Here is a 25,489-nt window from a genome sequence, read left to right on the forward strand (position 1 = left end):
GACCCCACCGCCCTCGATCACCGGGGTCGGTCGCCCGACCTGACCTGTCGCAGCGGAGGCGGGGCTGACCGGCATCCGCGGAGCGCGCGGGCACAACCCGCGCCTCGGGCCGCCCATGCCGCTGACGGCCACCTGCACCCACAGGATCGACGCCGGGCCGGGTGCCCGGTGCGGGCCGGCAGGTGCTCGCGGACGTGCCGCTGCGGACGGAGTGAGTGGTGGAGGCGCCGCACACCGGTTGCCAGCGGATCTCCCCGACGCTAGGTTGACCCTCTATCGACAGATGTCTACGTAGTTGTCGGGGGTCGCATGTCCGCGTCGGTCACTCGCCGCACCGTCCTGGCCGGTGGCGCCGGCGCCGCCATCGGCCTCGCGCTGCCCGGCCCCGCCGCCCACGCCGCCAAGGGCCACCACCTGACCAGTGTCAGCTTCACCCTCGACGCGACGACGCTGGACGGCGGCGAACAGGTCACCTCGGTCACTCTCGACACCCGCCGGCTCGGGCCGATCGACCCCGCCGGGCTGCACCCCGACACGTTCACCGTGCATGCCAGGGCCACCAGCCCGATCCCCGTCGCTCCGGGCGACCTGATCTTCAGCGAGTACGACCTGGACCGTACGGTGACCGCAGCCCGGCTCGACCGGCACGGGAACATCGTGCTCGACCTGAGCCACGGCGAGGGTCAACTCGGCGGGGGCACCCTCGGCTACATCCTGAGCAAGGGGCGCAACGTCCGGCTGGACCTCGTCTACACCATCACCCAGAACACCCCGCTCGTGCGGCGTCACGGCCCACCCGTCACCATCACCGGCTTCGTTCAGGGGCGGCTGTCGAACCCCGAGGTGGACGCCTTCAGCCACCACGTCTCGGGGTCGGGCATGAAGTACCGGTTGTACTCCCCGGAGCGTTCACCGGGTCGGGGCCGGCGACCGCTGATCCTCTGGCTGCACGGCGCCGGCGAGGGCGCCTCCCTGCCCGACGGCTACTACGACAACGAGACCACGCTGCGCGCCAACCGGGGCGCGTTGGGCTTCGCCACCCCGCAGGCCCAACGGATCTTCGCCGGCGCGTACGTCGTGGCCCCGCAGAGCACCTCCTACTGGATGGAGGACGGTCCCCGGTTCGCCCCGCTGATCCGCGACATCGTCGACGACCTCGTCCGTCGTGAGCACGTCGACCCCGACCGGATCCACGTGGTCGGCTGCAGCAACGGCGGCTACATGTCCCTGAAGATGACAGTCGCCTACCCCGACCTGTTCGCCGCGTCGGTGCCGATCTGCGGCGTCGTCGAGCCGCTCGGTGGCGAGGGTCCGCCGCTGGTCACCGACGCGGAGCTGGCGGCGATCGACACCCCGACCTGGCTGGTCACCTCGCGTGACGACGACACCGTGCCACCGGAGACCAACACGGTCCACGCCCACGACCTCATCCCGGGCTCACTGATCACCCTGTACGACCACGTCGTCTGGAACGGCTACCGGTTCCCCGGCCACTTCTCCTGGATCTACGTGGCCCGCAACGACCCGAGCGTCGACGGCACCCACCTCTGGCAGTGGATGTCCCGCCGCCGCCGGTGATCGGCCGCGTCCGCGCCCGCCGACAGCGCGGGCACGTACGCGGCCTGATGCCCAGGTCCTATTCCTCCCGGTCGGGACGGAACACGTGACGCACGGCGGCACGCAGCCACTGGTGGGCACCGTCGACGCTGTGCCGCGGGTGCCAGGCCATGCCGATCGTCAGCGGTGGCAGCGGCAGCGGAATGTCCAACAGGCGCAGCCCCAGCGTGTGCGCCGCGTCGCTGAGCCGTGACGAAGGTTCACCCGGTAGTGCGGTCGGCACCAGGCAGACCACGTCCTCGGCTGCGGCCAGCATCATCGCGGCCAGGTGTCCGGGCAGGACGGCGCCGACCCGCCGGCTGAGCCCCTGCGCGGCCAGGGCCGTGTCCAGCGGTCCGCTGAAGCGTCCGCGACGGCTGACCGCCACGTGCTCGGCCGCCGCGAGCCGGGCGGCCGTCAGGGTTCCCTCGGTGAGTGGGTGCCCGGCCCTGACACCGGCCGCCATCCGCAGGGTGACGAGTTCTTCGACGTAGGTCTCCGGGTCGACGTGGTCGATGGCCCCGATTTCCAGGTCGATCCGTCCGTCACGAAGCGCGGGGCCCGCCTCCCACTCCTCGGCCAGTACCCGCAGCGAGACGCCCGGTGCCCGCTGTCGGGCGAACCGGAGCAGCCCGGGCGCGACTGCGGCACCGACCAGGTCCGCGGCCTGGACGGTGAAGGTGCGCCGCAGTGCCGCGGGATCGATTCCGCCGCTCGGGGCGAGCAACGCCTCCAGCCGGCGTACCACCGCGGCGGCCTCGTCGCGCAGCGCCTCGGCGCGCGGCGTGGGCACCATCCGCTGTCCGGCCCGGACCAGTAGTGGATCTCGGAGAACCCGGCGCAACCGGGCCAGGGTACGGCTCATCGCCGCGGGGGAGGTCTGCAGCCGCGCGGCGGCGCGGGTGACGCTCTGCTCGGTCAGTAGGGCGTCGAGAGCGATGGCGAGGTTGGCATCGAGGCTCGGGGGTGGGCTGCTCACCGTAGTTATTCCACTTCAGGCAATGATCGGATGCTGAAGTTCCCATTGTGGCAATGCGGTGCCCGTCCGCACGATGAGTGGGTCCTGCCGATCCGACAATCGAGGTTTCATGATCGTGATTACCGGCCCCACCGGGAACATCGGGCGGCACCTGCTGTCGCTGCTGATCGAGGCCGCTCCCACAGGCCGCGAGGAGTTGCGTGTCGTCGTCCGGGATCCGGCCCGGCTACCCGAAGACGTCCGTGAACGGGTCGAGGTGGTCGTCGGCTCGCACGGCGACGCCGCGACCGTCGAACGTGCCTTCGCCGGGGCGGACGCCGTGTTCTGGCTGGTGCCCCCGGACGCCTCCGTCACGCCCGACGAGGCCTACAGCGGCTTCACCCGCCCGGCCGCGCGTGCTTTCGCCGCCCACGGCGTCGGCCACGTCGTCGGCGTCTCGGCGCTCGGCCGTGGCACCCCGCAGGCCGCCCGGGCCGGGCTGGTCACCGCCTCCCTGGCCATGGACGACCTGATCGCCGGCTCCGGCGTCGCCTACCGTGCCCTGGCCTGCCCGTCTTTCTACGAGAACCTGCTGGAGGAGGTCGACGCGATCCGCGCCGACGGCGTCTTCACCGACACCGTCACCGCGAACCGTCCGGCCCCCATGGTCGCCGTCGCCGACATCGCCGCCGCCGCGGCCGCCCTGCTGCTGGACCGCTCCTGGACCGGCGTGGGCACCGTCCCGGTGCTCGGCCCGCACGACCTCTCCCCCGACGACCTGGCCCGCATCATGACCGAGGAACTGGGCCGTCCGGTCCGCTACCGGCGTCAGTCGCTCGACGAACTGCGCTCCACCATGCTCGGCTACGGCCTCAACGAGGCATTCGTCGAGGCCATGGTCGACATGAAACGCGCCAAGGACGAGGGCCTGGACTCGGGCGTCGACCGCTCACCGCAGGCCGGGCCGACCACCGCGTTCGCGCAGTGGTGCGCCCGCACGCTCCGGCCCGCCGTCCTCACCACGCCGGGGGCCGCCGATGTCCGCTGACCGAACCGAGCCGCCGGTCACCGCTTTCATGCTGGTCAAAACCACCCCCGAGTGGCTGGCGATGACCGTGGACGAACGCGTCCAAGCCTTCACCACCCACGTTCTCCCCGTCATCGAGGCCCGCACCCGCGGTGTCCGCTCCCGCTTCTACGACACGGAGTTCTACTCGGCGCGGGTCACCGACATCTGGGTCTGGGAGGCGGACGACCACGACGCCTACCGCCTGCTGATCGACGCCTTGCGCGAGACCCCCTTCTGGGACCGCTACTTCGAGGTCGTCGACCTGCTCGTGGGCACCGAGAACGGCTACGCCCACACCTACGGCCTGACGCCGCTGGCCACCGTCACCACCTGAGGCGCCGCCGAGCCGGTGCCGCCGTCGGGCGACGGCGGCACCGGCTCGGCGGACGACGATCCACCCGATACCCCCCGTTGCTGTTCAGCGGGCGGCCGCCAGCCGGGCCAGCTGGCCGTCGCCCAGCGGCACGTCCACCGCGCCGACGGCCTCCTCGAGCTGCGCGAGGCTGCTCACGCCGACGATGGGCCGGATGCCCTGCCGCAGCAGCCAGGCGAGCACCACCTGGTTGCGCGTCGCTCCCGTCTCGACGGTGATCTCGTCGAGCACACCGAGGACCCGGCTCGTCCCCGGGTGGTCGTACGCCTCGGGGAGGGGCTTGTCGGGGCGCACGTAACCACCGTTGATCAACGGGGTGTAGGCCCACACGTCCAGGCCCTCGGTGTGCGCGTAGTCGAGGTCGTCGGCGGCGAGAAGTTTGTGACCCTGGTCGGGCAACGCGGCACCGGGTCGGGGTTGCGCCAGCGAGTGCCGCAGTTGCAGCGCCGACCACTGGGCCACCCCCTGGTTGCGGGCCAGGGCACGGGCCTGCTCGACGCGCCACGAGGCGTGGTTGGCCGCCCCCACCCGGCGCACGGTCCCCCTGCTGACGAGCGCGCCGAAGGCGGCGACGGTCTCGGCGAGCGGCACGGTGCGGTCCTCGCCGTGTGCCCACAGCAGGTCGACCGTGTCGACGCCCAGCCGGGACAGGCTGCCGGCGACACCTGCCTCGACCGCCCCGGACGACAGTCCCTCGGCGGACTCGGGCCAGCGGTGCGCCACCAGCGGGTCGTACCGGACCTTCGTCGCGATCCGCACCCGGGCCCGCCCGTCCGGCCGGGCCCGCAGCCACGCCCCGATCACCCGCTCGCTCGCCCCGCCGAGACCGGTCGGGTCGGACCAGAACGCGTAACAGTTGGCCGTGTCGAGCCACTCCCCGCCCAGCTCCACGAACCTGTCCAGCAGCGCGAACGCGCGGTCCCGGTCCACGGTCGTGCCGTAGTTCATCGTCCCCAGCACCAGCCGGGCCGCTCCCCTGTCGCCTGCCATGGCGTCGACCTGCCACCTGGAGCGCGCTCCAGGTCAAGCCGTCCGCGACGGATCCGGTACGCCCGGGTACGACGGGCGGCTACCGGTGGCGGCCGGGCAGCGGGATCTCGAAGTGGACGGTCTGGCAGGTGGCGTCGTGGCCGTCACGCGCGTCGTGGACCGGCGTCGCCAGGCTCCGCCAGAACGGTTCGGCACCGGCGACGCGGGTGTCGGTGTGTAGGTAGAGCGCACGGTAGCGGGGTTGCCGGGTGACGAAGTCGACGGCGAGGCCGACCAGTGCCCGGGCGAGACCGCACCGTCGGTGTCCGGGCCGCACGTAGACCCGGAACAGCTGCGCGGTGGTGTCGTCGGGATAGCGCTCGGCGAGGAACCGTGGGTGGGGTGGGCTCTTGGGCGCGGCGGCGCGTACCGCGGTGGTGCCCACGACCTCGTCGCCCTTGGTCGCGACGAACAGGGCGTGCCGGTCGGGTGTGAGGTAGGTGCCGTCGAGGTCGATGACGTCGGCGTGCCATTCGGGCCGGTAGCCGAAGCCGAAGTCGCGGTAGAAGGTGTCCAGCATGACGCTGCGCGCCCCGTCGACGTGCCGGGGGCCGGCGATCTGGACCTCGTACGGGCCGATGCGCTGTCGGTGGTGCGGCATGGTTCCTCCGGTCACGGATGGGTGGGTGCGGTGTCGTCCGCCGGGTGGGTGTGCAGCAGGGCGCGGGTCAGCGGGTGCTGCGCGTGGTGGAGCAGATCCTCGGCAAGGCCGTGGTCGACGACGGTTCCGTCGTCGAGAACGACGATGTGATCGGCGAGGTGCGCGACCACGTCCCGGTCGTGGCTGATCACCACGACGGTCAGCCGGAGGCTGTGCCGCAGTTCGTCGAGGAGGGTCAGGATGCCGTGCTGGGTGAGCCGGTCGAGCCCGGCGGTCGTCTCGTCGCAGATGAGCACCCGGGGTCGGCTGGCCAGGGCCCGGGCGAGTGCGGCGCGGTGCAGTTCGCCGCCGGAGAGCCGGTCGGGGCGTCGGGTGACCGTGGGTTCGGTGAGGCCCACCCGGGCGAGCAGGTCCAGGGCGGTGCGGCGGGCCTGCTCCGGTGGGGCGTCGCGGAGGCGTCGCGCGGGGGCGGCCGTCTGGTCGAGGACGCTCCGGTGGGGGTCGAAGCTGGCGCGGGCGTCCTGGAACACGTACTGGATGGCGGCGAGTTCGTCGGGGCGGCGACGGTCCAGGTGCCCGGCGAGGGGTTGCCCGTCGAGGGTCACCAGCCCGGTGCGGGTGGGGTGCAGGCCGGCGAGGCAGCGGGCGAGGGTGGTCTTGCCGCTGCCGGAGCGGCCGACCACGGCCAGGCACCGCCCGGCGGGGACGGTCAGGGTGACGTCGTGGAGCACGTCACGTCGTCGGCCGCCGTCGCGGTGGGCGGCGCTCAGACCGGCGACGTGCAGCAGCGGACGGTCCTGCCGGGTCGCCGTCGACGGCGGGTGCGGTGGCGCGGCGAGCAGGTCCCGGGCGTGCCGGTGTCGGGGGGTGGCGAGGACGTCGGCGGCGGTGCCGTACTCGACGGCGGCTCCCCGGTGCAGCACGAGAATCTGGTCGGCGACGGCGCGCACGAGGTGCAGGTCGTGGCTGAGCAGGAGCACGGCGATGCCATCGCGGGCGAGGGTGGTGAGTTCCCGGGCGACGTCGGTGCGGGTGAGGGCGTCCTGCCCGGTGGTGGGTTCGTCGGCGATGAGCAGGACGGCGTGGGCGAGCAGGGCGTGGGCGATGACGAGGCGTTGCTGCTGACCGCCGGAGAGCTGGTGCGGGAAACGGCGTAGGAACCGGCGGTCGGTGGGCAGGCTGACCCGGTCGAGGACGGCGGTCACGGCGCGTCGGCGGGCGCTGCGGCCGGTGCCGGGCGTGTGGTGCCGGGCGATCTCGTCGAGCACGGCACCGATGCGGCGTACCGGGTGCAGTGCGGCACCGGGTTGCTGGGGGACGTAGCCGACGCTGCCGGGCGGTGGCGGGGTGCGGGTGGTGACGGGCGCGCCGGCCAGGGTGACGGTGCCGGTGTGGGCGACGTCGCCGAGCAGGGCCCGGCCGGTGGTGGTCTTGCCGCTGCCGGAGGTGCCGACGACGGCGAGGATCTTCCCGGCGGGCAGGGCGAAGGAGACGTCGTCGACCAGGCGGGTGTCGCCGCTGGTGACGGTCAGGTCCCGTACCTCAAGGAGGGTGCCGGGTGTCGGCGGGCGGGGGGCGGTCGTGGGGGGTGCGGGCCGGGGCGGGAGGTCGGTGCGGCGGCTGACCAGCATCTGATCAGTGGCCAGGTTGAGGCCGACGGCCAGACAGATGAGCAGGGCGGCGGGGACGGCGACGGCCCAGGGTTGCAGGAACAGTCCGGCGCGGTTGCGGTCCACCATGACCGCCCAGTCGGCGGCGTCGGGTGCCACGCCGATGCCCAGGAAGCTGGCGGTGGCCACCAGGTACGTCGCGCCGACGAACCGGACGCCGGCGTCGGCGAGCAGGACCCGGCGGATGCCGGTGGCGACATAGCCGGGGCCACGTCGCCACCAGGTCTCGCGGTACAGGCGCATCGCCTCCATGGCCGGCCCGTGGGCCAGCGGCAGCGCGGTTGCCCGGGTGATCCGGGTGATCTCCGGCAGCCCGATCAGCGCGACGATCCCGACCAGGGTGAGCGGTCCGGGCGGTGCGGTGGCGGCCAGCAGGATCAGCAGCAGCAGTGACGGCACGGCCAGCGCCAGGTCCAGTGGGCGCATGAGCAGTTCGTCGACCCACCGGCGGCGGGTCGACGCGGCCAGCAACCCGAGGGGCACCCCGACGAGGTACGCCAGCAGCGTCGCGGCGACGGCGACGGCGACCACGGACCGGCCGCCGAGCAGGATCTGCTGGCCGACGTCGCGGCCGACGAAGTCGGTGCCCAGCGGCCCGTCGTCGGTGAACGGGAACGTGCGGCCGGCCGGCTCACCGGAAAGGAGCGGCCCGCCCACGGCCAGGCCGAGCGGCACGCTGAGCAGCGCCGCCACGGTCAGGGTGCGCAGCCGCCTCATCGGCCCACCGGGGTACGCGGGGCGAGGCGGAACGCCACCAGGTCGGCGGCCAGGTTCACCAGCACCGTGGTGACGGCGACGAGGACGCACAGTGCCTGCACGGTGGGCACGTCGCGGCTGGACACGGCGTCGACCAGGGCGGTGCCGAGTCCGGGGATGACGAACACCGCCTCGACGACGATGACCCCGCCGAGTAGCCAGTCGGTGGTGCGGGCGAGTTGCTGCACGACCGGTGCCAGGGCGTCGGGCAGGGCGTGGCGCAGCCAGAGCCGGCCGCCGGTGATGCCGAGGCGGCGGGCGTGGCGGAGGTGCTCGGCGCGTAGCGCGTCGAGCAGGCCGGCGCGGGTGAGTCGGCTGATGGTGCAGACCGGTCGGGCGAGCAGCACGAGCAGGGGCAGTACGAGCACCGACGGCTGGGCGAGCAGGTCGGCGCCGAACGCGGTGGGTGGCAGCCAGCCGAGGCGGACGCCGAACACGGCGACGAGCAGGATCGCCAGGGCGAACTCCGGCACCGCGTACAGGGCGACCGACACCGCGGACACCGTCCGGTCCAGTGGTCCCCCCTCCCGGCGGGCCGCCAACATGCCCAGGGCGACGGCGAGCGGTACGAGCACGAGCAGGGTCACCGCCGCCAGCAGCAGGGTGACGCCTGCGCTGTCGGCGAGCCGGTCGACGATCGGCCGTCCCGAGATCAGTGACACGCCGAGGTCGCCGTGGAGCAGGTCGGTCAGCCAGTCGAGGTAGCGCTGCCAGGCCGGCCGGTCGAGGTCCAGCTGTTGCCGGACGGCCGCGATCCGGGCCGGGTCGGGCTGGTCGCCGGCGATCACCACGGCGGCGTCACCGGGCAGCGCCTCGGTGAGCACGAACACGATGGTGGTGATCCCGGCGACCTGCCCGAGGCCGAGCAGCAGCCGCCCTGCGGCGTAGCGGGGCAGGCTCACCCCAGCCAGACCTTGTCGAAGCGGGCCCAGTCGAGGGTGTTGGCCGGTGCCTGGGCGGACACGCCACCGACGCGGGGTGCGGTGGCGACGAGGAAGTCGGCGAAACCCCAGATCAGGAAGCCGCCCTCGGCGTGCAGGACGCGTTGCATGTCGCCGTACGCCTGCCGGCGGGTGGCCTCGTCGGTGCTGGAGACGGCCCGGGTGTAGAGGGCGTCGAAGTCGGGGCGGGTCCACCGGGTCGCGTTGGTGGTGGAGCTGGTCAGCAGCCGCTGGGAGATGTGCGTCTCGATGGGCATGGCGCCGGAGCGGTACGAGGCCAGCACTCCGGTGTCGAGGATGTCCTTCCAGTAGGTGTCCTTGTTGCCCAGCGCGGTGTCGATGACCAGGCCGGCCTGTCTGGCCTGGTCGGTGAAGATGCTGGCGGCCTCGACGAAGCCGCTGGCCACCGAGGCGGTGTCGAGGCGTATCCGCAGGCCCCGGGCGTCGGCCTTGTCGATCAGGAAGCGGGCCCGGTCGGGGTCGTGGGTGCGTTGGGGGATGTCGTCGGCGTAGTGCTGGTAGCCCTTGCCGAACAGGTCGTTGCCGATCTGCCCGGATCCGGCGAGGACGGTGTCGACGAGCTGTCGGCGGTCGGTGAGCAGGAACATGGCCTCGCGGAGGTCCCGGTTGTCGAACGGCGGCCGGTCGACCTTCATGGCGAACGACTGCATGGTGCTGTTCGGCATCCGGGTGACGGTCAGCCGGGTGCTGCCGGCGTGGGTGCGGGCGGTGGTGGGGGTGATGTCGTGGGCGTACTCCACCTGCCCGGCGAGCAGGGCGTTGACCCGGGCCGACTCCTCGTTGCTGATCAGGTATTCCAGCTCGTCGAGGTGGGCTGCACCCTCCCAGTAGTCGTCGTAGCGTTTGAGCAGCAGTGACCGGCCGGGCTGCCAGGAGTCGAAGGTGAACGGCCCGGATCCGACGGGCCGGGTGAATCTGTCGGTGCCCTCGGGGACGATGTACGCGCCGAACGCGGCCAGGGCGTTGGGGAACTCGGCGAAGGGGCGGGTGAGGGCCAGTTCCACGGTCCGGTCGTCGATGGCGCGGCTGCGGCGCAGGTCGAGCAGGCCGAGGCTGGCCCTGGCCCGGTAGGCCTTCTTCGGGTCGGTGATCCTGGCGTAGCTGTACAGCACGTCGGCGGCGCGGACCGGCCGCCCGTCGTGGAACGTCGCCTCCCGCAGGGTGATCCGCCAGCGGGTGAGGTCGCTGTCGGGTTCCCAGCGTTCGGCGAGGCGCGGCCGGATAGAGACGTCGGGGCCGTAGTCGGCGAGCTTGTCGAACATCGCCTTGGCCCGGGACGCCTCGTTGAACAGGTTGGCCAGGTGCGGGTCCAGCGTCTCGTTGACGCCGCCGCCAGCGAACGCCGCCCGCAGCCGGCCGCCGCGCCGGGGTCGCCCGGCGGCGGGGGTGCTCGGGTCGTCGCCCCCACCGCAGCCGGCCAGCAGGGCGGCGGAGACGGCGGCGGCACCGCCGAGCAGGCCGCGACGGGTCACCCTCGACGCGTCCGCAGACGAACTATCCATCATGAATGTCCTTTCCGATAAGGCGGTGGGTCACGCCGCAGCGCTGCGGCGAGCGGAGTCAGACCGCGTCGGCGCGTCGACGCGCGACCAGGTGCAGGCGGTCACCGGATAGCGCGGGCGACAACGCGGCGCTCGGATGCCAGGGCGGGTCGGTGCGGGGACCGGGGGCGTCGAACAGGGCCACCACGTCGAACCCGGTGGTGTCGAGCAGGTACCGCAGCTCGGCGGGGAACAGCAGCCGCCAGGCCGAGGTCTGCACCAGCGGTTGCGGGCAGGCCGGCCAGGTCCAGACCCGTTCGCGGCGCAGCAGCTGCCCACCGTGGTCGATCCACAGCCGCGTGCCGGACGTGTACGGGACGCCGCGCCAGGTCACCGTGCGGGTACGGGTGCCGTCGAGGAGTTCGGTGTTGCCGAGGAAGAACGCCCCGTTGCGCATCTCGGCCAGCAGCAGCCCACCGGGGCGCAGGTGCCGGTGGCAGCAGCGCAGGAACGCGGTCAGGTCGGCGTTGGTGTGGCAGTACAGCAGCGCACTGTCCAGACAGGTGACCACGTCGACGGGGCCGGCCAGGTCGAAGTCCCGCAGGTCGGCGTGGACGAACCGGACGCCGGGGTGGCGACGCCGCGCGTAGGTCAGCATCGGCACCGACGTGTCCAACCCGACGGCGGCGTAGCCGAGGGTGGCGAGGTGCCCGACGTCGCGGCCGGTGCCGCATCCGACGTCGAGCAGCCGGGGCGCGACGTCGGTGCGGTCGGCGAACCGGCGTACGACGTCGTCGACGAACCGGGCGGCACGGTGACCCGGGTCGGGGAACTGCTGTTCGTACAGTTCCGGGTTGTCGGTGAGGAGGTTCCCGTCGCTCATGACACCCCCACCGGGGCCGGCGGGGGCACGGGCGTGCGGGGGCCGTCGAGGCGCAGCAGGCACACCGCGCCCGCCGAGGCCACCCCGACGGTGGCGGTGAGCAGCCACGCCGCCGGCGGCACCCCGGTTGCCGTGGCGGTGCCCACCGCCGCGCCGACGGCGGCGGTGCAGCCGGCGGCGAGGACCCCGGACACCAGGTAGAACAGGCCGAAGTAGGTACCGGTCAGCCGGGGGCCGGCGAAGGCGGGGATCAACTCCAGCACGAACGGCTGGGCGATCATCACCCCCAGGGTGAGCAGCACGGCCGCGGCCAGCACCGGCACCAGCCGCAGCGCCGGCGACGACGACTCCACACGCAGCAGCGGCAGCAGGAATCCGGCCCCCATGACCGCCATCCCGACGGTGATGCTCGCCCCACGGCGCCAGTGGCCCTGCAGCCAGCCGGTCAGCGGCAGTTGCAGGGTGAGCGTCACGACGGTGGAGACGACGAACAGCACGGCGACCGCCACCGGCTGCCCGGTGACGTGCGCCGCCTGCACCGGCAGGATCAGGTACAGCTGGGTCTGCAACGCGAACATGCCGGCCAGCGCGACGCTGAAGGCCAGGAACCGGCGGTCGGCGAGGCCGGTACGCCAGTCCTGCCAGAGCGTCGCCCCGGCGGAGGTGGCCGGGGTGGCGGGCAGCCAGACCGCCTGCGCCACGGTGAGTGCGGCGAACAGCCCGGCGGCGGTCAGCGCGGCGGCCCGGAAGTCGACCAGCAGCAGCGCCGAGCCGAGCAGCGGCCCGAGCAGCGCGCCGGCACTGGCGAAGACGGTGAACAGGGCGAACGCCTCGGCCCGCCGGTCGGCGGCGGCCTGCGCCACGTAGCTGCGTACGGCCGGGTTGAACAGTGCCCCGGCCAGTCCGGACAGGATCGACGCGGCCAGCAGCACCGGCAGTGCCGTGCCGAGGGCGAACAACCCGAAGCCGACGGCGCGCAGGACACAACCGGCGATGATGACACCTCGGGCGCCCAGCCGGTCGGCGACGGAGCCACCCAGCAGGAACAGGCCCTGCTGGCTGAGGTTGCGCACGCCGAGCACGATGCCGATCACGGCGGCGGAGAGGCCGACGTCGTCGGCCAGGTAGCCGGCGAGGTAGGGCAGCAGCAGGTAGAAACCGACGTTGACCCCGAACTGGTTGACCACCAGCAGCCGGATCGGCAGCGGGAAGCTGCGCAGGGTGGACCACGTGTTCATCGGGCCGCCCGCACGCCGAGACCGGGTGCCCCGCTCACCCGCAGGACGCCGTCGTGACCGCCGATGCCGGTCCATGGATCGTCGGCGAGCAGCAGGTGCCCGTCCAGGTCGACCCAGCGGGCGTCGCCGGTGAGGTGCACCGCCGGTGCGATGCCCAGCGAGCTGGCGACCAGGCAGCCCAGCATGAGGTCCATGCCGTGGGCCCGGGCCGTGGCGGCGATCTGCCGGGCGGCGTGGATGCCGCCGCACCTGGCCAGCTTGACGTTGATGCCGGCCACCGTGCCGACGAGGGCGCCGACGTGCGCCGCCGTGGCCGCGTCCTCGTCGGCGATGACCGGCACGTCGGTGCGCGCGCTGATCCAGCCGAGCAGCTGCGGGGTGCCGGGCGCGATGGGCTGCTCGACGGCGTCGATGTCGTACGGGCGTAGCGTGTCGAGCAACCGCACGGTCTGCTCGGGGGTCCACGCGCCGTTGGGGTCGAGCAGGAGCCGTGCCTGCGGCAGTGCGGCGCGGACGGCGGCGACCCGGGCCACGTCGGCGGGGTCTCCACACTTGACCTTGACCAGTCGGAAGCCGCGTCGGGCCAGGTCCCGCGCGGTGGCCCCGGCGTGGCCGGGCGCGACGAGACCGATGGTGTGGGCCGTGGCCGCCGGGGTCGGGGCGGGACGGCCGAGCCACCGGTGCACCGGCTGTGCGGCCCTGCGGCCCAGCAGGTCGTGGACGGCGGCGTCCAGGGCCGCCAGCACACCGGTGGGTAGCTGCGTGGCGAGTGCCGGTAACTCCGCGAGCAGCACCTCGGGTTCGCCGCAGTCGCGCACCCGGTGCCGCAGCCCGGGCAGCAGCCCGAGGATGGCGGCCAGGTCCAGTCCGTAGTAGACGCTGGTCACCACCTCGCCGTGGCCGGTCACGCCGTCGTGGGACAGGTCGAGTTGGACGGCGTCACGGCCCGGCATCGTCGCCCGGGAGATCCGCAGCGGTTCCCGCAGCCGCAGCGGGTAGCTGCGCCAGTCGAGCCTCATGCCGGCACCGCCAGGCGGCGCAGCGGGTCGAGGACGGTCCGGCAGCGACTCCACCGGGTCACCTCGACGACATCCGGGTACGGGATCTCGATCGGATGGTCCGGAGCCGGGGCGAACAGCCCGTGGCGGGCGCAGTAGGCGTCGTCGAAGATCGAGTCGAGGTAGCGGTGCGGGCCGTCCGGGAAGATCGTCACCACCCGGGCACCGGGCTGCATCCGGCAGATCCACGCGGCGACCCGGGCGACGGCCCCGGTGCTCCAGCCGCCGGTGACGAACGCCGCCCGGGCCAACCGGCGGCAGGTGTCCACCGCCTCCACCGGGCCGATCCAGTGCACCTCGTCGAAGGCCGCGTAGTCGACGTTGCGGGGGAAGATGCTGCTGCCCAACCCGCGCATCAGCCGGGGCCGCGCGGGCTGTCCGAAGATCGTCGAGCCGACGGTGTCGACCCCGACCAGCCGCATCCCCGGCCAGTACCGGCGCAACGCCCGGCCCAGACCGGCACTGTGCCCACCGGTGCCGACGCTGCACACCAGCACGTCCACGGCCTCGACCTGGCCTGTCAACTCCTCGGCGAGGCTGCGGTAACCGGCGGCGTTGTCCGGGTTGTGGTACTGGTCGGGCCAGTAGGCGTCGGGGATACGGGACAGCACCTCGCGCAACCGGTCCAGGCGGGCCTGCTGCCAACCACCGACCGGGTGCGGCTGCGCCACCACCTCCACCGTCGCCCCGTGGGCCGCCAGCAGCGCGCGCATCGGCCGTTCGATCTCCCGGTCCACCACGAGGACGACCGGGTGGCCCAGGGCCTGCCCGGCGAACGCGAGACCGAGCCCCAGCGTGCCGCTGGTCGACTCCACCACGGTGCCGCCCGGCCGCAGGTCACCGCGCCGCCGGGCGGCCCGCAACATCGCCACCGCGGCCCGCGCCTTCATGCCCCCCGGGCTCAGGTACTCCACCTTGGCGTGGAACCCGCCGTGCGGGTGCGGCAGCGGGGTGTCGACGAACGCCACCGGGGAGCGTCCCAGCAGGCCCAGCAGGTGCGGCGCGTGGGCGGCGGGCACGGAGGCGGTCAGCACGGCGACCCGGTCCCGGCACGGTAGCGGTAGACCGTCGTCGCTGCGCCGTCGAGCCAGAAGAACGGGTACGGCTCGGCGGACACGCCACTCAACCCCGCGCCGAGGAAACACGGCAGGACGGCGCTGCCGGTCTGGGCGAAGGCCACCATCGGCTTGCCGGTGGTACGGGCGTGCCGCAGCAGCGGCGCGAACGTGTCGTTGCCCAGGGTCATCCCGGACACCAGCAGCGCGTCGCAGCGTTCCAGCAGCACGGCGGCGTCCGGCAGGCACGTCTCCCCCCACTCCGTGCTCCCGCCGGCCCGGTCGCACGGCAGGTAGCCGACGCCCCGGTCCCGCAACTGCGCCAGCAGGGAGTTCACCACCCCGACGACCAGGACCTGCTGCCCCGGCACCACCGGCAGCAGGTCCACCACGGCGGCGGCCCGGGCGGTCGACTTGGCAAGCGACGTCCCGGCCGGGATGGTTACCCTGTCGCAGGCGGCCTGCGGGTGCGGTCGGACCGTGGCGAGGTAGGCGTCCAGGGCCGCGACGCGCACCGCCGACGCCGGGTGGGTGAGCAGTTCGGCGACGCTGCGACCGACGCAGTCGTGGGCGACCTCGTCGGTCGGCTCGTCGGGTTCCGTCGCGCACGAACCGACGGCGGCGTCCACCCGCAGGCTCAGCACCTGGTTGCGGTAGCCACGGGCCCGCCCGGCATGCCGGGCACCCTGTCGGGTGGTGAACGCGACGGTGACCTGCGCGGTGGCCGGGTCGGGGCCGAAGCGGCCCGCTCGGACCGCGTCGATCAGGTCCGGCACCGACGTGACCGGCCCACCGGTGTCCACCGGGGTCACGCGTGGGCTCCGGCCAGCTCGTCGACGTACCGGACGCCGAGCCCGGCGACCAGTGCGTCGGCCCGGACCCGGGCGCCGGGGCCCGTGGTGTCCACCGTCATGACGTGACCGAGGTAGTTGTTGTTGCTCACCGCGTCGCCGGTGCGGTGCCCGGCGGGCTTCACCGCCCAGTCGACCACGTCGGGAGCGGCAGCCAGCGCGGTCACCCCGTCGATCCCGGCGATGGTGCCGGCGCGGGGCGGGAGCAGGAACGCGATGGCGGCGCTACGGACACCGGTGTCGGCCACCGTGACCCCCGGCTGCTCACCCACGGCCAGCCGGGCGTACACCATGGGCAGGTCGACCCCGGTCGCCCGTCGCACCAGTTCGGTGATCTGGTTGCCCGCCGGGCGGGGGTTGATCTCCACCACCCGTGGCCCGGCGGCCGTCAGTCGCAGCTCGGTGTGCGCCACCCCCCGGTCGAACCCGACCGCGGCGAGGGCGGCGACGGCCATGTCGCCGACCGCGCCGGCCGTCGCGGCGTCGAGCGCGGCGGGGAACATGTGCCCCGTCTCCACGAACCACGGCGCACCGGCGAGGCTCTTGTCCGTCACACCGAGCACCGTCGTCTCCCCGTCGACGGTGACGGTCTCGACGCTGACCTCCGGCCCGGCCAACACCTCCTCCAGCAGCACCAGCGGTGAACGCTGCTGCCCCCGGGCGTTGACCGGGAACTCGCCGAGGGCGTCGAACGCCTCGCGTAGCTGGTCCCGGTCGGCCACCAGCCGGACGAACATCCCGGCGCACAGGTCGACCGGTTTGACGACCAGCGGGAAACCCAGGGCGCGGGCGGCGGCCTCGGTGCCCGCCCAGTCCCCGGTGACGGCGAACGCCGGGCCGGGCAGGCCGGCCGCCTGCATCCGCTGCCGCGCCAGGTCCTTGCGGTAGGCGCACTCGACGGCTTCCGGCCGGGCGCCCGGCAGGCCCAGGTCCGCGGAGAGCCGGGCCACGGTGGCGAGGTAGTAGTCGCAGGACGTGACGACGCCGTCGAACCGCAGCACCTCGTGCAGCTTCCGTACGTGCGGCAGCAGCCGTTCCGGATCGTTGGTCTCGGCGGTGATCACGTGGTCGGCGTCGAGCAGCGGATGCGTCCCGGTGCCGCCGCCCTGGCGCAGGTAGTGGTGCAGGTTCCTGGTCAGGAACGTGAACCGATGTCCTGCCTCCCGGATCGCCCGGGGCAGCAGGCTGCTCATCGCACCGACCCAGCTCTCGACCAGCAACACATGACCCACCGCGCACTCCCGACGCTCGACGACTCCGGACCAGCAGACGATAATGGTTTCCATTAGTAATAGCCAGCGACACGCCCGGGGACGTTCACCTGTGGAGTCGATCAACCCTGGAGCGCCGGGAACAGCGGGCGGACGCCATCGCGCGGACGCCGGCCACCACCCACAGCCACCCAAGGCCCGAAATGCGTAACTTGCCCTATTTGTTCTCGTTCACTCGTTGACGGCTGCCGCCACATCACGCAGGCCCGTCATCCATCTGAACGGGGGAAATTGGTGAGGACCGTCCTGCGAAGAACCACGAGCGCCGCCACGGCGCTACTGGTCACCAGCCTGGCAACCCTGACCCTGGGTACGCCGGCACTGGCGGCACCGGGCGACGCGAGCGCCCGCGGCGTCGTCGTCGACCTCTCGGCCGAGGTGGCCGGGATAGCCGTGATCAGCGCCGACGCGACCGTCGGCACCGCCACCGCGCCCGCCGGCGGGGGCACCGACACCGAGACGCTGCTGGCGATCTCGGTACCGGGGGCGGTCGGTGTGACCGCCAGCGGCACCGTCGAGGAGGTCACCGCCACCCGGGCGGCCGACGGATCGTCGGCGTCCTCCAGCGTCAACGGCCTCAACCTGACCGTGCTCGGCATCGACGTGCTGGACGCCGCCGAGGCCACCGCCACCGCGGTCTGTCCGCAGGTCGGCGCGACCAGCGCGGACACCACGCTCGTCGGGCTGGAGTTGTTCGGCTCGGCGGTGACGCTGACGGCGAACACCCCCGCCGTCGTGGGCAGCGCGGCGGTGGTGGTGCCGGGGCTGCTGGACGCGAGCCTGAACGCCTCGTTGACCCGGGTCGAGACGACCACCGCCACCGACGCCACCGCGATCACGGTGCGGGCCGTGCTGACCCTGTCGGGCAGCATCCTCGGCGTCCCGACCACCATTCCCGTCGGCACCGTCATCGTGGCCGAGGCGCTCTGCGAGCGTCCGCCGGCGGCACCGACCACCGCGACGATCAGCCCCGACGAGGGCCCGCAGTCAGGCGGCCAGACCGTGACGATCACCGGCACGGGCTTCATCCCGGGTGGCACCACGGTCACCTTCGACGGGGTGCCCGCGACCGACGTCACGGTCGCGCCGGGCGGCACCTCCCTGACGGCGGTCACCCCGCCCGGCGCGGTCGGACCCGCCGAGGTCGTGGTCGGCACGGTGAACGGCACCGCCGCACCGCTGGGCTACACGTACCTCGCCGACGGCAGCGCGGCCACGATCACCGGCCTCACGCCGACCTCCGGGCCGACCGTCGGCGGCACCACGGTGACGATCACCGGCACCGGCTTCACCGGGGCGGCCGGCGTGGACTTCGACGGACTGCCCGGCACCGGGTTCACCGTCAACCCCGCAGGCACCACGATCACCGTGGTGACGCCGCCGAACCCGGCGGGGCCGGCCCTGGTCGAGCTGGTCTTCCCGGCCGGTCGGGTGACCGCGCCGACGTTCACCTACCTCGGGCCGACGATCACCTCGATCGTCCCGGACACCGGGCCGACCGCCGGCGGCACCACGGTGACCATCACCGGCACCGGCTTCACCGGAGCGACCGGAGTGACCTTCGGCGACACCCCGGGCACCAACGTCACGGTCAACCCGGGCGGCACCTCGCTGACCGTGGTCACTCCGCCCGGCCAGGTCGGACCGGTGGACGTCACCGTGCTCCTGCCGGGCGCGGACGCGACCGCGCCGGACGGATTCACCTACGTGGCCGCACCGCCGACCGTCGCGTCGATCACGCCGAACACCGGTCCCCAGTCGGGCGGACAGACGGTGACGATCACCGGCACCGGCTTCGTGCCCGGTGACACGACAGTCACCTTCGACGGGGTGCCGGCCACCAACGTCACGGTCGCCCCGGGCGGCACCTCCCTGACGGCGGTCACCCCGCCCGGCGCGGTCGGACCGGCCGTCGTGCTGGTCACCACCGGCGGCGGTACGGCGGCACCGCTGGGCTACACCTACCTCGCCGACGGCAGCGCCGCGACCGTGACCGGGCTGACCCCGACGAGCGGCCCGACCTCGGGTGGCACCACGGTCACCATCACCGGGACCGGGTTCACCGGCGCCACCGGCGTGACCTTCGACGGGGTGCCCGGCACCGGGTTCACCGTCAACCCGGCAGGCACCACGATCACCGTGGTGACCCCGCCGAACACGGCCGGGCCGGCGGACGTCCGACTGGTGTTCCCCGCGGGCACCGCCACCGCGCCGGTCTTCACGTACGTCGCACCGACGATCACCTCCATCGTGCCGGGCACCGGACCGACCACCGGCGGCACCACGGTGACCATCACCGGCACCGGTCTCACCGGCGCCACCGGCGTGAGCTTCGGCAACACACCCGGCACCAACCTGGTCGTGAACCCGGGCGGCACCTCGCTGACCGTGGTCACCCCGCCCGGCCAGGTCGGACCGGTGGACGTCACCGTCCTGCTGCCCGGTGACGACGTCACCGCACCGGACGGGTTCACCTACGAACCCGTCCCGCCGCGCATCGACACCGTCACCCCCGGACAGGGGCCGACAGGTGGCGGCACGACAGTGACGGTCGGTGGCTCCGGGTTCGTACCGGGCGGCACCACGGTCACCATCTGCGGCACCACCATCCCGGCCGACCAGGTCACCGTGTCGCCGGACGGTCGCTCGCTGACCTTCCGCACACCGCCCTGCGCGGCAGGTGACACCACGATCGTGGTGAGCACCGCAGGCGGCACCTCCAACGGATCCACCTTCCGCTACGTCGGTGGGATCCTGCCGGTGACCGGTGACGCCGTCGCCGCGCCGCTGACCGTCGGGGTGCTGCTCGCACTGCTCGGCGTCGCCCTCGTCGTGCTGACCCGCCGCCGGCACCGCGCCGGCCGCACCGGCTGACCGGACGCTCCCGGCCAGGGTCCGACCGGACCCTGGCCGGGAGTCGCCCTTTCCGGTACGCGCGCTTCGCGCGCCGCCGGGGCAGGGCGGTTCGTCACGCCACGGTGCATCCGCCGCACGGCGTCCGCTCGGGCTGCACCGTCGAGGGGGCCGTCGGCCGGTCTTCGAGGGCGTCGAGGTAGCCGGCGAAGCCGTGCGGGGCCCGACCGTGGCGGCGGGCACTGGTGCGTACCGCACAGCCGGCGTCGGTGACGACCCGCATGGCCTGCCGCCGACCGCGTTCGACGAGGTCGTGGTCCTCACCGTGGCGCAGGTCGGCGAAGCCGCCCAGCCGCTCGTACGCGGTGGCGGCGCAGCCCAGGTTCGCGCCGTGGACGTGCCGGTGGCCGGTGCCGGTCAGCCCCTGCCGGTACCGGGCCTCGTACCGGTCACGGACCTGGATGGCGCGGGGTGCCCAGTCGGTGACCCGTACCGTCCCGACCAGCAGGTCGGTGCCGGCGCGGGCGTGACGCAGCTGCCAGCCGCCCCACCGCCGGGGCACCCGGCTGTCCGCGTCGGTGGTGGCGAGCCACAACCCCTGTGGGCCGTGGCGCAGCGCGTACGCCATGCCGGCGGCCCGGGCCCGGCCGACGTTGCGGGCCCGCACCGTCAGCACGACGACGCCGGGGCGTTCGGCGACGGCGGCCGTGGCGTCGCGGCAGTCGTCGGCCACCACGATCACCTCCGAGGGCACCGGCAGGTGCCGCAGCGCGTCGAGGACGGAGGTCAGACAGCCGGGCAGCAACGTTTGCTCGTCGTGGGCGGGCACCACGACCGCCATCCGGTTCACCACAGGCCGTCGGCCTGGGCGACGGACCTGGCCGGCGGCGGCACCCGCAGGAACACGTCGAGCAGGAAGTCGGCCTCCTCGTGCCGTGCCGTCCGCGTCAGGGCGTCCACGCCGGCGAGCAGCCGGTGCACGTCGTCGCCGCTGCGGGCGTGCTCGGCCACCGGCGGCCGCCAGTGCACGGCCACCAGCGTGCCGCCGGGTTCGAGCGAGTCGACCGTACGGGCCACCAGCAGATCCAACCCGGCGTCGTCGAAGTAGTAGCCCAGCTCGGAGAGCACGATCAGGTCGAACCGGTCGTCCGCCACGGCCGGCCACTCGTCGGGGACCCGCATCCGTTGCACCCGGACGTGTGGCTGCTCCGCCAGCCGCCGGCGGGCGCTCGCCACCGGCGCGGCGGCGATGTCGACCGCCAGCAGCCGGTCGCACCGCGGGGCGAGGCGGCGGGTGAGCATCCCGGTCGAACACCCCGGCTCGAATGCCGACCGGTACCGCCGGCGCGGCAGGCAGGCCACCGTCATCTCGTGCTTACGCTGGTCGTACCAGCGGGTTTCGAAACTCCACGGGTCCTCCGCGCCGGCGTACATGTCGTCGAAGTAGCCGGCCGGGGTGCCGCCTGGGGTCATGTCAGGAACACCGTTTCGTAGGGACGTGCGAAGCGGGCGAGGACGTTCGGGGGAAGGATCGCGGCGTCGGCGGGTGCCGGCCCCAGTGGCAGCACCTGGCTACGGAAGGCGTCGATCGCGGTCAGCTTGGCCGACCTGGCCGCCCCGGTCAGGTCGACCCGGCGCGCGCGGTGCCACGGCACGTCGGGATGGTCCGGTCGGGCCCAGTGCCACGTCCACACCGGGAACTCCACCAGCGTCGCGCCCGTACGCCGGCAGGCGGTCGCCGCCGCCCGCCCCACCGCCTCGTGGTCCGGGTGTCCGTCGCCGCGCCACGTCGTGACGCACCACCGTCCCGGCACCAGCCGGCCGGTCAACGCCTCGGCGAGCGCCGGCTCGTCGACACCGCCGTCGGGATGCCCGAGATGGTCGATGGCGGTGGGGGCGACCCCGAGCAGTCCGCAGGCCGTGACCGTCTCGGCGCGCCGGATCGCGGCCAGCGCCGCCCGCGAGTGGACCGTGGATTCCGGATGCGAGGCTTCGCCGTCGGTGACGACCGCGATCTCGACGTCGCCGGCGAGCATCGCGACCAGGCCACCCACCCCGAGCACCTCGTCATCGGGGTGCGGGGCGACCACCAGTGGCGGCGCCGCCCGCACCCGGTCGTCCAGCGCCAGTACGGGCCAGCCGGCCGGTGCCGGCCACGCACGCCAGCTGCTCTCGTCGGTGCCCGCGTCGACGATCGGCCTCACCATCCGGGGTCCCCGACCGCCGCCACCAGCTCACCGAGGTGGGCCAGGTCCGCCTCCGCGTGGCTCTGCCGCAGGTACACCGTCAGGTCGGCGACCCGGCGGGCATGGTGGGCGTCCTGGCACAGCGGGCCCGCCCCCAGCGCCCGACCGACCCGGTCGACCACCGTGGTGGCGGCCGCCTCGACGGTGGCGCGAACCTGGTGGGCCAACCGGTCCGCGTCCCCGGTGGGGTTCGCGTCGATCTCGTCGGCGGCGGCGAACAGGACACTGCGGGCGGCGGTCAGGGCCGCGTCGACCGCGCCGAGGTGCGCCAGGGCGTGCGGGCCGAGACGGCGGTGCCGCGCCGCGCTGTACAGGGTGTCGGCGACCCCGACCGCCCCGCCGTACCAGCACGCCGCCACCCCCAGCCCGCCGTGCCAGAAACCCGGCCGCGCCGTGTAGCTGCCCGGCCCGCCCACCGCGACGGCGGTCACGCCGTCGAAGCTGACGGTACGGCTGTCGCTGGCGGCCATACCGACGGCCGGCCAGGTGTCGGGTAATGCGGTGACCCCGGCGGCGTCGACCTCGACGGCGAACAGCCGGATGCCGTCGTCGGTGGTCGCGGTGACCAGGGCGCGGGCGAGCAGACCCGCCCCGGAGCACCAGGGCCGGTCACCGGTCAGCCGCCACCGGTCGCCGTCCCGGGTCGCCGTGACCGACGCCGGCACGGCCGCCCAGACACCCCACGGCTCACGGCACCACCCGGGGTCGACCGGCACACCGAGTTCGGCGAGGATCGCCAGGGCGTCGGCGTGCCCCTCGCCCAGCCGGGCCAGGGGCAGGTCGGCGCGGCCGAGTTCGACGAACCGCAGGAAGCGGTCACGGGTGCGGCCGCCGCCGGGCAACGGCAGGTCGAGCAGTCCGGCGAGCACGGCCGACCGGAACGCCGTACCGGGGTCGTCGCCGCCGGGGGTCACCATGGGGTGCCCGACGCCCGGGGCGGTCTCCCGGACCGCACCGGGTGCCGCCCGGCCCGGCTCGACCCGCCGTCGACCACGGGCACCGTCTCCGGACGGTCGAGCGTCATCGGGGCACCTCCGTACGGGCGATGTGCGGCCCGTACGGGTCGCCGCCGGAAAGTGCCCCTCTCCCCCGAGGTGAAACATGGTGCGGCCGACGGGCCCGACCCGTCACGATGCTCGCGGCTGTCCGGAGCGGCGGCCATGGTCAGTGCTGTGGTGGATCAGGCCCGGGGAGCACCTCCACCAGCGCGCTCGGCGAGCAGGGTGTGCGGGTCGCGGGATTCGTACCAGCCGAGGAACGGGGGACACACGTCGTAGCCGAGCAGGCGTTGCAACTCTTCGGGGTACTCGCGGACCATCTCCATCGGCACCGCGAGGTACTGGTTCTCCTCCTGGCGCATGTTGCCGGCGATGTAGGACAGCGTCAGCCCGGTGCGCGGCTGCGTGGAGGTGTTCTGCCCACCGCCGTGGTAGAGACCGCCGAGCCAGATCAGCGCCGACCCGGCCGGCATCTCGGCCGGCACCGCCTCGTCGCGGCGCGGCGCCCGCTCGTCGTCCCAGCGGTGACTGCCCGGGATCGCCATCGTCGCGCCGTTCTCCGCGGTGAAGTCACTCATCGCGACCATCACCTGGGCCCGGGTCGTCGGTGCAGGGTAGGGCCGCAGGTGTGAGGTGTCGTCGCGGTGCAGACACTGCCCCCCCTCGTCCGGCCAGATCTGGATCACCTGGGTAGCGCTGACCTGGATGTTGGGGCTGATGCTCACCTGCTCACCGCCGAACCACACCGGCACCGGCCGCTGGATGAGCCGTCGCGCGGCACCCAGGAACAGCGGGTGCAGCGCGACGGCGGCCATGTGCCGGCTGCGGGCGAACAACGACGACATCCGCTTGGTCTTATGGCCTGAGAAGTCGTTGTCGCCGTAGCCGGACTCCTCCAGCGCGGGCCCGAGATCGTCCCAGAGCGCCTGCCGGGTCCCGGCGTCCAGGAACTCCTCGACGATGACGGCGCCGTCGTGGTCGAGCAGGGCACAGACCCGGTCGATGTCGGCGTCGGGATGGACCGTGACGATGGCGTTGTCAGTCATTTCTCTTCCTCTCGGTGCGGGAACGGCTCGACGGTCCCTGAGCCCGACGGGTGGTGTGCCGGGGTCGTGTCGGCCCGCGCCGAAGGTCGACTGTTGTCCGTCCGAGCCGGGTCGTCTCAGCGGACCAGCCCGGCGCGGAGCGCGGCGGCGGGGTCGGCACCTCAGGCCGCGATGGCCTTGAGGCTCTGGGCCCGGTCGGTGTTCTCCCAGGTCAGCTCCGGCAGCTCCCGGCCGAAGTGCCCGTAGGCCGCGGTCTGCCGGTAGATCGGACGCAACAGATCCAGATCCCGGATGATCGCAGCCGGCCGCAGGTCGAACACCTCACCCACAGCCCGCTCGATCCGCTCCACCGGCACGTTCTCCGTGCCGAACGTCTCGATGAACAGACTCACCGGGTGGGCCTTGCCGATCGCGTACGCCACCTGCGCCTCACACCGCTCCGCGAGACCGGCGGCGACCACGTTCTTCGCCACCCACCGCATCGCATACGCCGCCGAACGGTCGACCTTCGACGGATCCTTACCCGAGAACGCACCACCACCGTGCCGGGCATACCCACCGTACGTGTCCACGATGATCTTCCGACCGGTCAGACCGGCGTCACCCATCGGACCACCGATCTCGAACCGGCCGGTCGGGTTGACCAGCAGCCGGTAGTCGTCGGTGTCCAGGCCCAGGCTCTCCAACTCCGGGGCGATGACGTGATCCCGCACGTCCGGGGTCAGCAGCGAGTCCAGGGAGATGTCGGCGGCGTGCTGGCTGGACACCACAACCGTGTTCAGCCGTACCGGACGCAACCCCTCGTACTCGATGGTCACCTGCGTCTTACCGTCAGGCCGCAGGTACGGAATCGTGCCGTCCTTCCGCACCGCCGACAACCGCTGAGCCAACCGATGCGCCAACGCGATCGGCAACGGCATCAACTCGGGCGTCTCAGAACAGGCGAAACCGAACATCATGCCCTGGTCGCCGGCGCCCTGCGCGTCCAACGCGCTCTCCGACGCACCCGTCCGCAACTCGAAGGCATTGTCGACACCCTGCGCGATGTCCGGCGACTGCGCACCGATGGAGACACTGACGCCACAGGAAGCGCCGTCGAAGCCCTTCTTCGACGAGTCGTAGCCGATACCCAGGATCGTCTCGCGGACGATCGTCGGGATGTCAGCGTACGCCTTGGTCGACACTTCGCCGGCGACGTGGACCTGACCGGTGGTGATCAGGGTTTCGACCGCCACCCGACTGTGCGGATCCTGCGTCAGCAGGGCATCGAGGATCCCGTCACTGATCTGGTCGGCGATCTTGTCCGGGTGGCCTTCCGTGACCGACTCGGAGGTGAACAGGCGGCGTGCCATGGGTAGTCCTTCCGTCGATGAGGGCATGACGTCGAACCGGCCTTCCACCTCGACCGATCGTGGGGGCGGACGGCTGACCCGGTGATCCCGCTCCGCTGCGGGAACGGTCGAGCGGGCCTCCGGACGACATGTCGCTGTCGCAC

At 73.2% G+C, this 25,489-nt stretch carries 22 protein-coding genes; 4 read left to right on the forward strand and 18 right to left on the reverse strand.

Annotation, left to right across the window (positions count from 1 at the left end):
• Positions 1-309: 309 nt before the first annotated feature.
• On the forward strand, positions 310-1,578 hold the full coding sequence (locus ACN265_RS18215) for a prolyl oligopeptidase family serine peptidase (RefSeq protein WP_421408662.1): 1,269 nt from the start codon (positions 310-312) through the stop codon (positions 1,576-1,578).
• 58 nt (positions 1,579-1,636) lie between these two features.
• Here the strand turns inward: ACN265_RS18215 and ACN265_RS18220 are convergent, their stop codons facing one another.
• Complete coding sequence (locus tag ACN265_RS18220) at positions 1,637-2,575, reverse strand: LysR substrate-binding domain-containing protein (RefSeq protein WP_421408663.1); 939 nt, start codon at positions 2,573-2,575, stop codon at positions 1,637-1,639.
• Positions 2,576-2,684: 109 nt separating this feature from the next.
• Here ACN265_RS18220 and ACN265_RS18225 point away from each other — a divergent pair, with 109 nt between their 5' ends.
• Positions 2,685-3,602 carry an NAD(P)H-binding protein gene (locus ACN265_RS18225; RefSeq protein WP_421408664.1) on the forward strand — a complete coding sequence of 306 codons (918 nt, stop codon included), beginning with the start codon at positions 2,685-2,687 and terminating at the stop codon, positions 3,600-3,602.
• Positions 3,592-3,957, forward strand: a complete 366-nt coding sequence (locus ACN265_RS18230) for a darcynin family protein (RefSeq protein WP_421408665.1) — start codon at positions 3,592-3,594, stop codon at positions 3,955-3,957. Before ACN265_RS18225 ends, ACN265_RS18230 begins: the two co-directional genes overlap by 11 nt.
• Positions 3,958-4,041: 84 nt before the next feature.
• Here ACN265_RS18230 and ACN265_RS18235 read toward each other — a convergent pair whose 3' ends face one another.
• From ACN265_RS18235 to ACN265_RS18285, 11 genes are all read right to left on the reverse strand, one after another.
• A complete protein-coding gene (locus tag ACN265_RS18235; RefSeq protein WP_421408666.1) occupies positions 4,042-4,986 on the reverse strand; it encodes an aldo/keto reductase in 945 nt (314 codons plus the stop codon).
• Between the two features lie 79 nt (positions 4,987-5,065).
• Positions 5,066-5,626 carry a GNAT family N-acetyltransferase gene (locus ACN265_RS18240; RefSeq protein WP_421408667.1) on the reverse strand — a complete coding sequence of 187 codons (561 nt, stop codon included), beginning with the start codon at positions 5,624-5,626 and terminating at the stop codon, positions 5,066-5,068.
• An 11-nt stretch (positions 5,627-5,637) separates the two neighbouring features.
• Positions 5,638-8,013: an ATP-binding cassette domain-containing protein gene (locus ACN265_RS18245; RefSeq protein WP_421408668.1), complete on the reverse strand. Its 2,376-nt coding sequence runs from the start codon at positions 8,011-8,013 to the stop codon at positions 5,638-5,640.
• On the reverse strand, positions 8,010-8,954 hold the full coding sequence (locus tag ACN265_RS18250) for an ABC transporter permease (RefSeq protein ID WP_377681810.1): 945 nt from the start codon (positions 8,952-8,954) through the stop codon (positions 8,010-8,012). The genes ACN265_RS18245 and ACN265_RS18250 overlap by 4 nt, the downstream gene beginning before the upstream one ends.
• Positions 8,951-10,516: an ABC transporter substrate-binding protein gene (locus ACN265_RS18255; protein ID WP_421408669.1), complete on the reverse strand. Its 1,566-nt coding sequence runs from the start codon at positions 10,514-10,516 to the stop codon at positions 8,951-8,953. Before ACN265_RS18255 ends, ACN265_RS18250 begins: the two co-directional genes overlap by 4 nt.
• Positions 10,517-10,574: 58 nt before the next feature.
• Positions 10,575-11,378, reverse strand: coding sequence for a class I SAM-dependent methyltransferase (locus ACN265_RS18260; protein WP_421408670.1), 804 nt, complete (start codon positions 11,376-11,378; stop codon positions 10,575-10,577).
• Entirely contained in the window at positions 11,375-12,616 is a 1,242-nt protein-coding gene (locus ACN265_RS18265; RefSeq protein WP_421408671.1) for an MFS transporter, read from the reverse strand. Before ACN265_RS18265 ends, ACN265_RS18260 begins: the two co-directional genes overlap by 4 nt.
• On the reverse strand, positions 12,613-13,635 hold the full coding sequence (locus tag ACN265_RS18270; RefSeq protein WP_421408672.1) for an enolase C-terminal domain-like protein: 1,023 nt from the start codon (positions 13,633-13,635) through the stop codon (positions 12,613-12,615). Before ACN265_RS18270 ends, ACN265_RS18265 begins: the two co-directional genes overlap by 4 nt.
• Positions 13,632-14,708: a PLP-dependent cysteine synthase family protein gene (locus tag ACN265_RS18275; RefSeq protein ID WP_421408673.1), complete on the reverse strand. Its 1,077-nt coding sequence runs from the start codon at positions 14,706-14,708 to the stop codon at positions 13,632-13,634. The genes ACN265_RS18270 and ACN265_RS18275 overlap by 4 nt, the downstream gene beginning before the upstream one ends.
• A complete protein-coding gene (locus ACN265_RS18280; RefSeq protein WP_421408674.1) occupies positions 14,702-15,541 on the reverse strand; it encodes a Rossmann-like domain-containing protein in 840 nt (279 codons plus the stop codon). Before ACN265_RS18280 ends, ACN265_RS18275 begins: the two co-directional genes overlap by 7 nt.
• Positions 15,538-16,812, reverse strand: a complete 1,275-nt coding sequence (locus ACN265_RS18285; protein WP_421408675.1) for an ATP-grasp domain-containing protein — start codon at positions 16,810-16,812, stop codon at positions 15,538-15,540. The genes ACN265_RS18280 and ACN265_RS18285 overlap by 4 nt, the downstream gene beginning before the upstream one ends.
• A gap of 273 nt (positions 16,813-17,085) precedes the next feature.
• Here ACN265_RS18285 and ACN265_RS18290 point away from each other — a divergent pair, with 273 nt between their 5' ends.
• The gene (locus tag ACN265_RS18290) at positions 17,086-19,725 is read left to right on the forward strand and encodes an IPT/TIG domain-containing protein (protein WP_421408676.1); all 2,640 of its coding nucleotides are present in this window, start codon (positions 17,086-17,088) and stop codon (positions 19,723-19,725) included.
• Between the two features lie 94 nt (positions 19,726-19,819).
• Here the strand turns inward: ACN265_RS18290 and ACN265_RS18295 are convergent, their stop codons facing one another.
• The 6 genes from ACN265_RS18295 to metK form a co-directional block, all read right to left on the reverse strand.
• Positions 19,820-20,545 carry a glycosyltransferase gene (locus ACN265_RS18295; protein ID WP_421408677.1) on the reverse strand — a complete coding sequence of 242 codons (726 nt, stop codon included), beginning with the start codon at positions 20,543-20,545 and terminating at the stop codon, positions 19,820-19,822.
• Positions 20,546-20,550: 5 nt separating this feature from the next.
• Positions 20,551-21,177: a class I SAM-dependent DNA methyltransferase gene (locus tag ACN265_RS18300; protein ID WP_420115919.1), complete on the reverse strand. Its 627-nt coding sequence runs from the start codon at positions 21,175-21,177 to the stop codon at positions 20,551-20,553.
• Positions 21,174-21,911, reverse strand: coding sequence for a PIG-L deacetylase family protein (locus ACN265_RS18305; RefSeq protein WP_421408678.1), 738 nt, complete (start codon positions 21,909-21,911; stop codon positions 21,174-21,176). The genes ACN265_RS18300 and ACN265_RS18305 overlap by 4 nt, the downstream gene beginning before the upstream one ends.
• The gene (locus tag ACN265_RS18310; protein WP_421408679.1) at positions 21,905-22,867 is read right to left on the reverse strand and encodes an acyl-CoA dehydrogenase family protein; all 963 of its coding nucleotides are present in this window, start codon (positions 22,865-22,867) and stop codon (positions 21,905-21,907) included. Before ACN265_RS18310 ends, ACN265_RS18305 begins: the two co-directional genes overlap by 7 nt.
• A 263-nt stretch (positions 22,868-23,130) precedes the next feature.
• Entirely contained in the window at positions 23,131-23,994 is an 864-nt protein-coding gene (locus ACN265_RS18315) for a phytanoyl-CoA dioxygenase family protein (protein WP_421408680.1), read from the reverse strand.
• A 161-nt stretch (positions 23,995-24,155) separates the two neighbouring features.
• Entirely contained in the window at positions 24,156-25,346 is a 1,191-nt protein-coding gene (metK, locus tag ACN265_RS18320) for a methionine adenosyltransferase (protein ID WP_421408681.1), read from the reverse strand.
• Between the last annotated feature and the right edge of the window lie 143 nt (positions 25,347-25,489).

It is taken from the genome of Micromonospora sp. WMMD730 (assembly GCF_049178955.1).
Taxonomy (GTDB): Bacteria; Actinomycetota; Actinomycetes; order Mycobacteriales; family Micromonosporaceae; genus Micromonospora; species Micromonospora wenchangensis.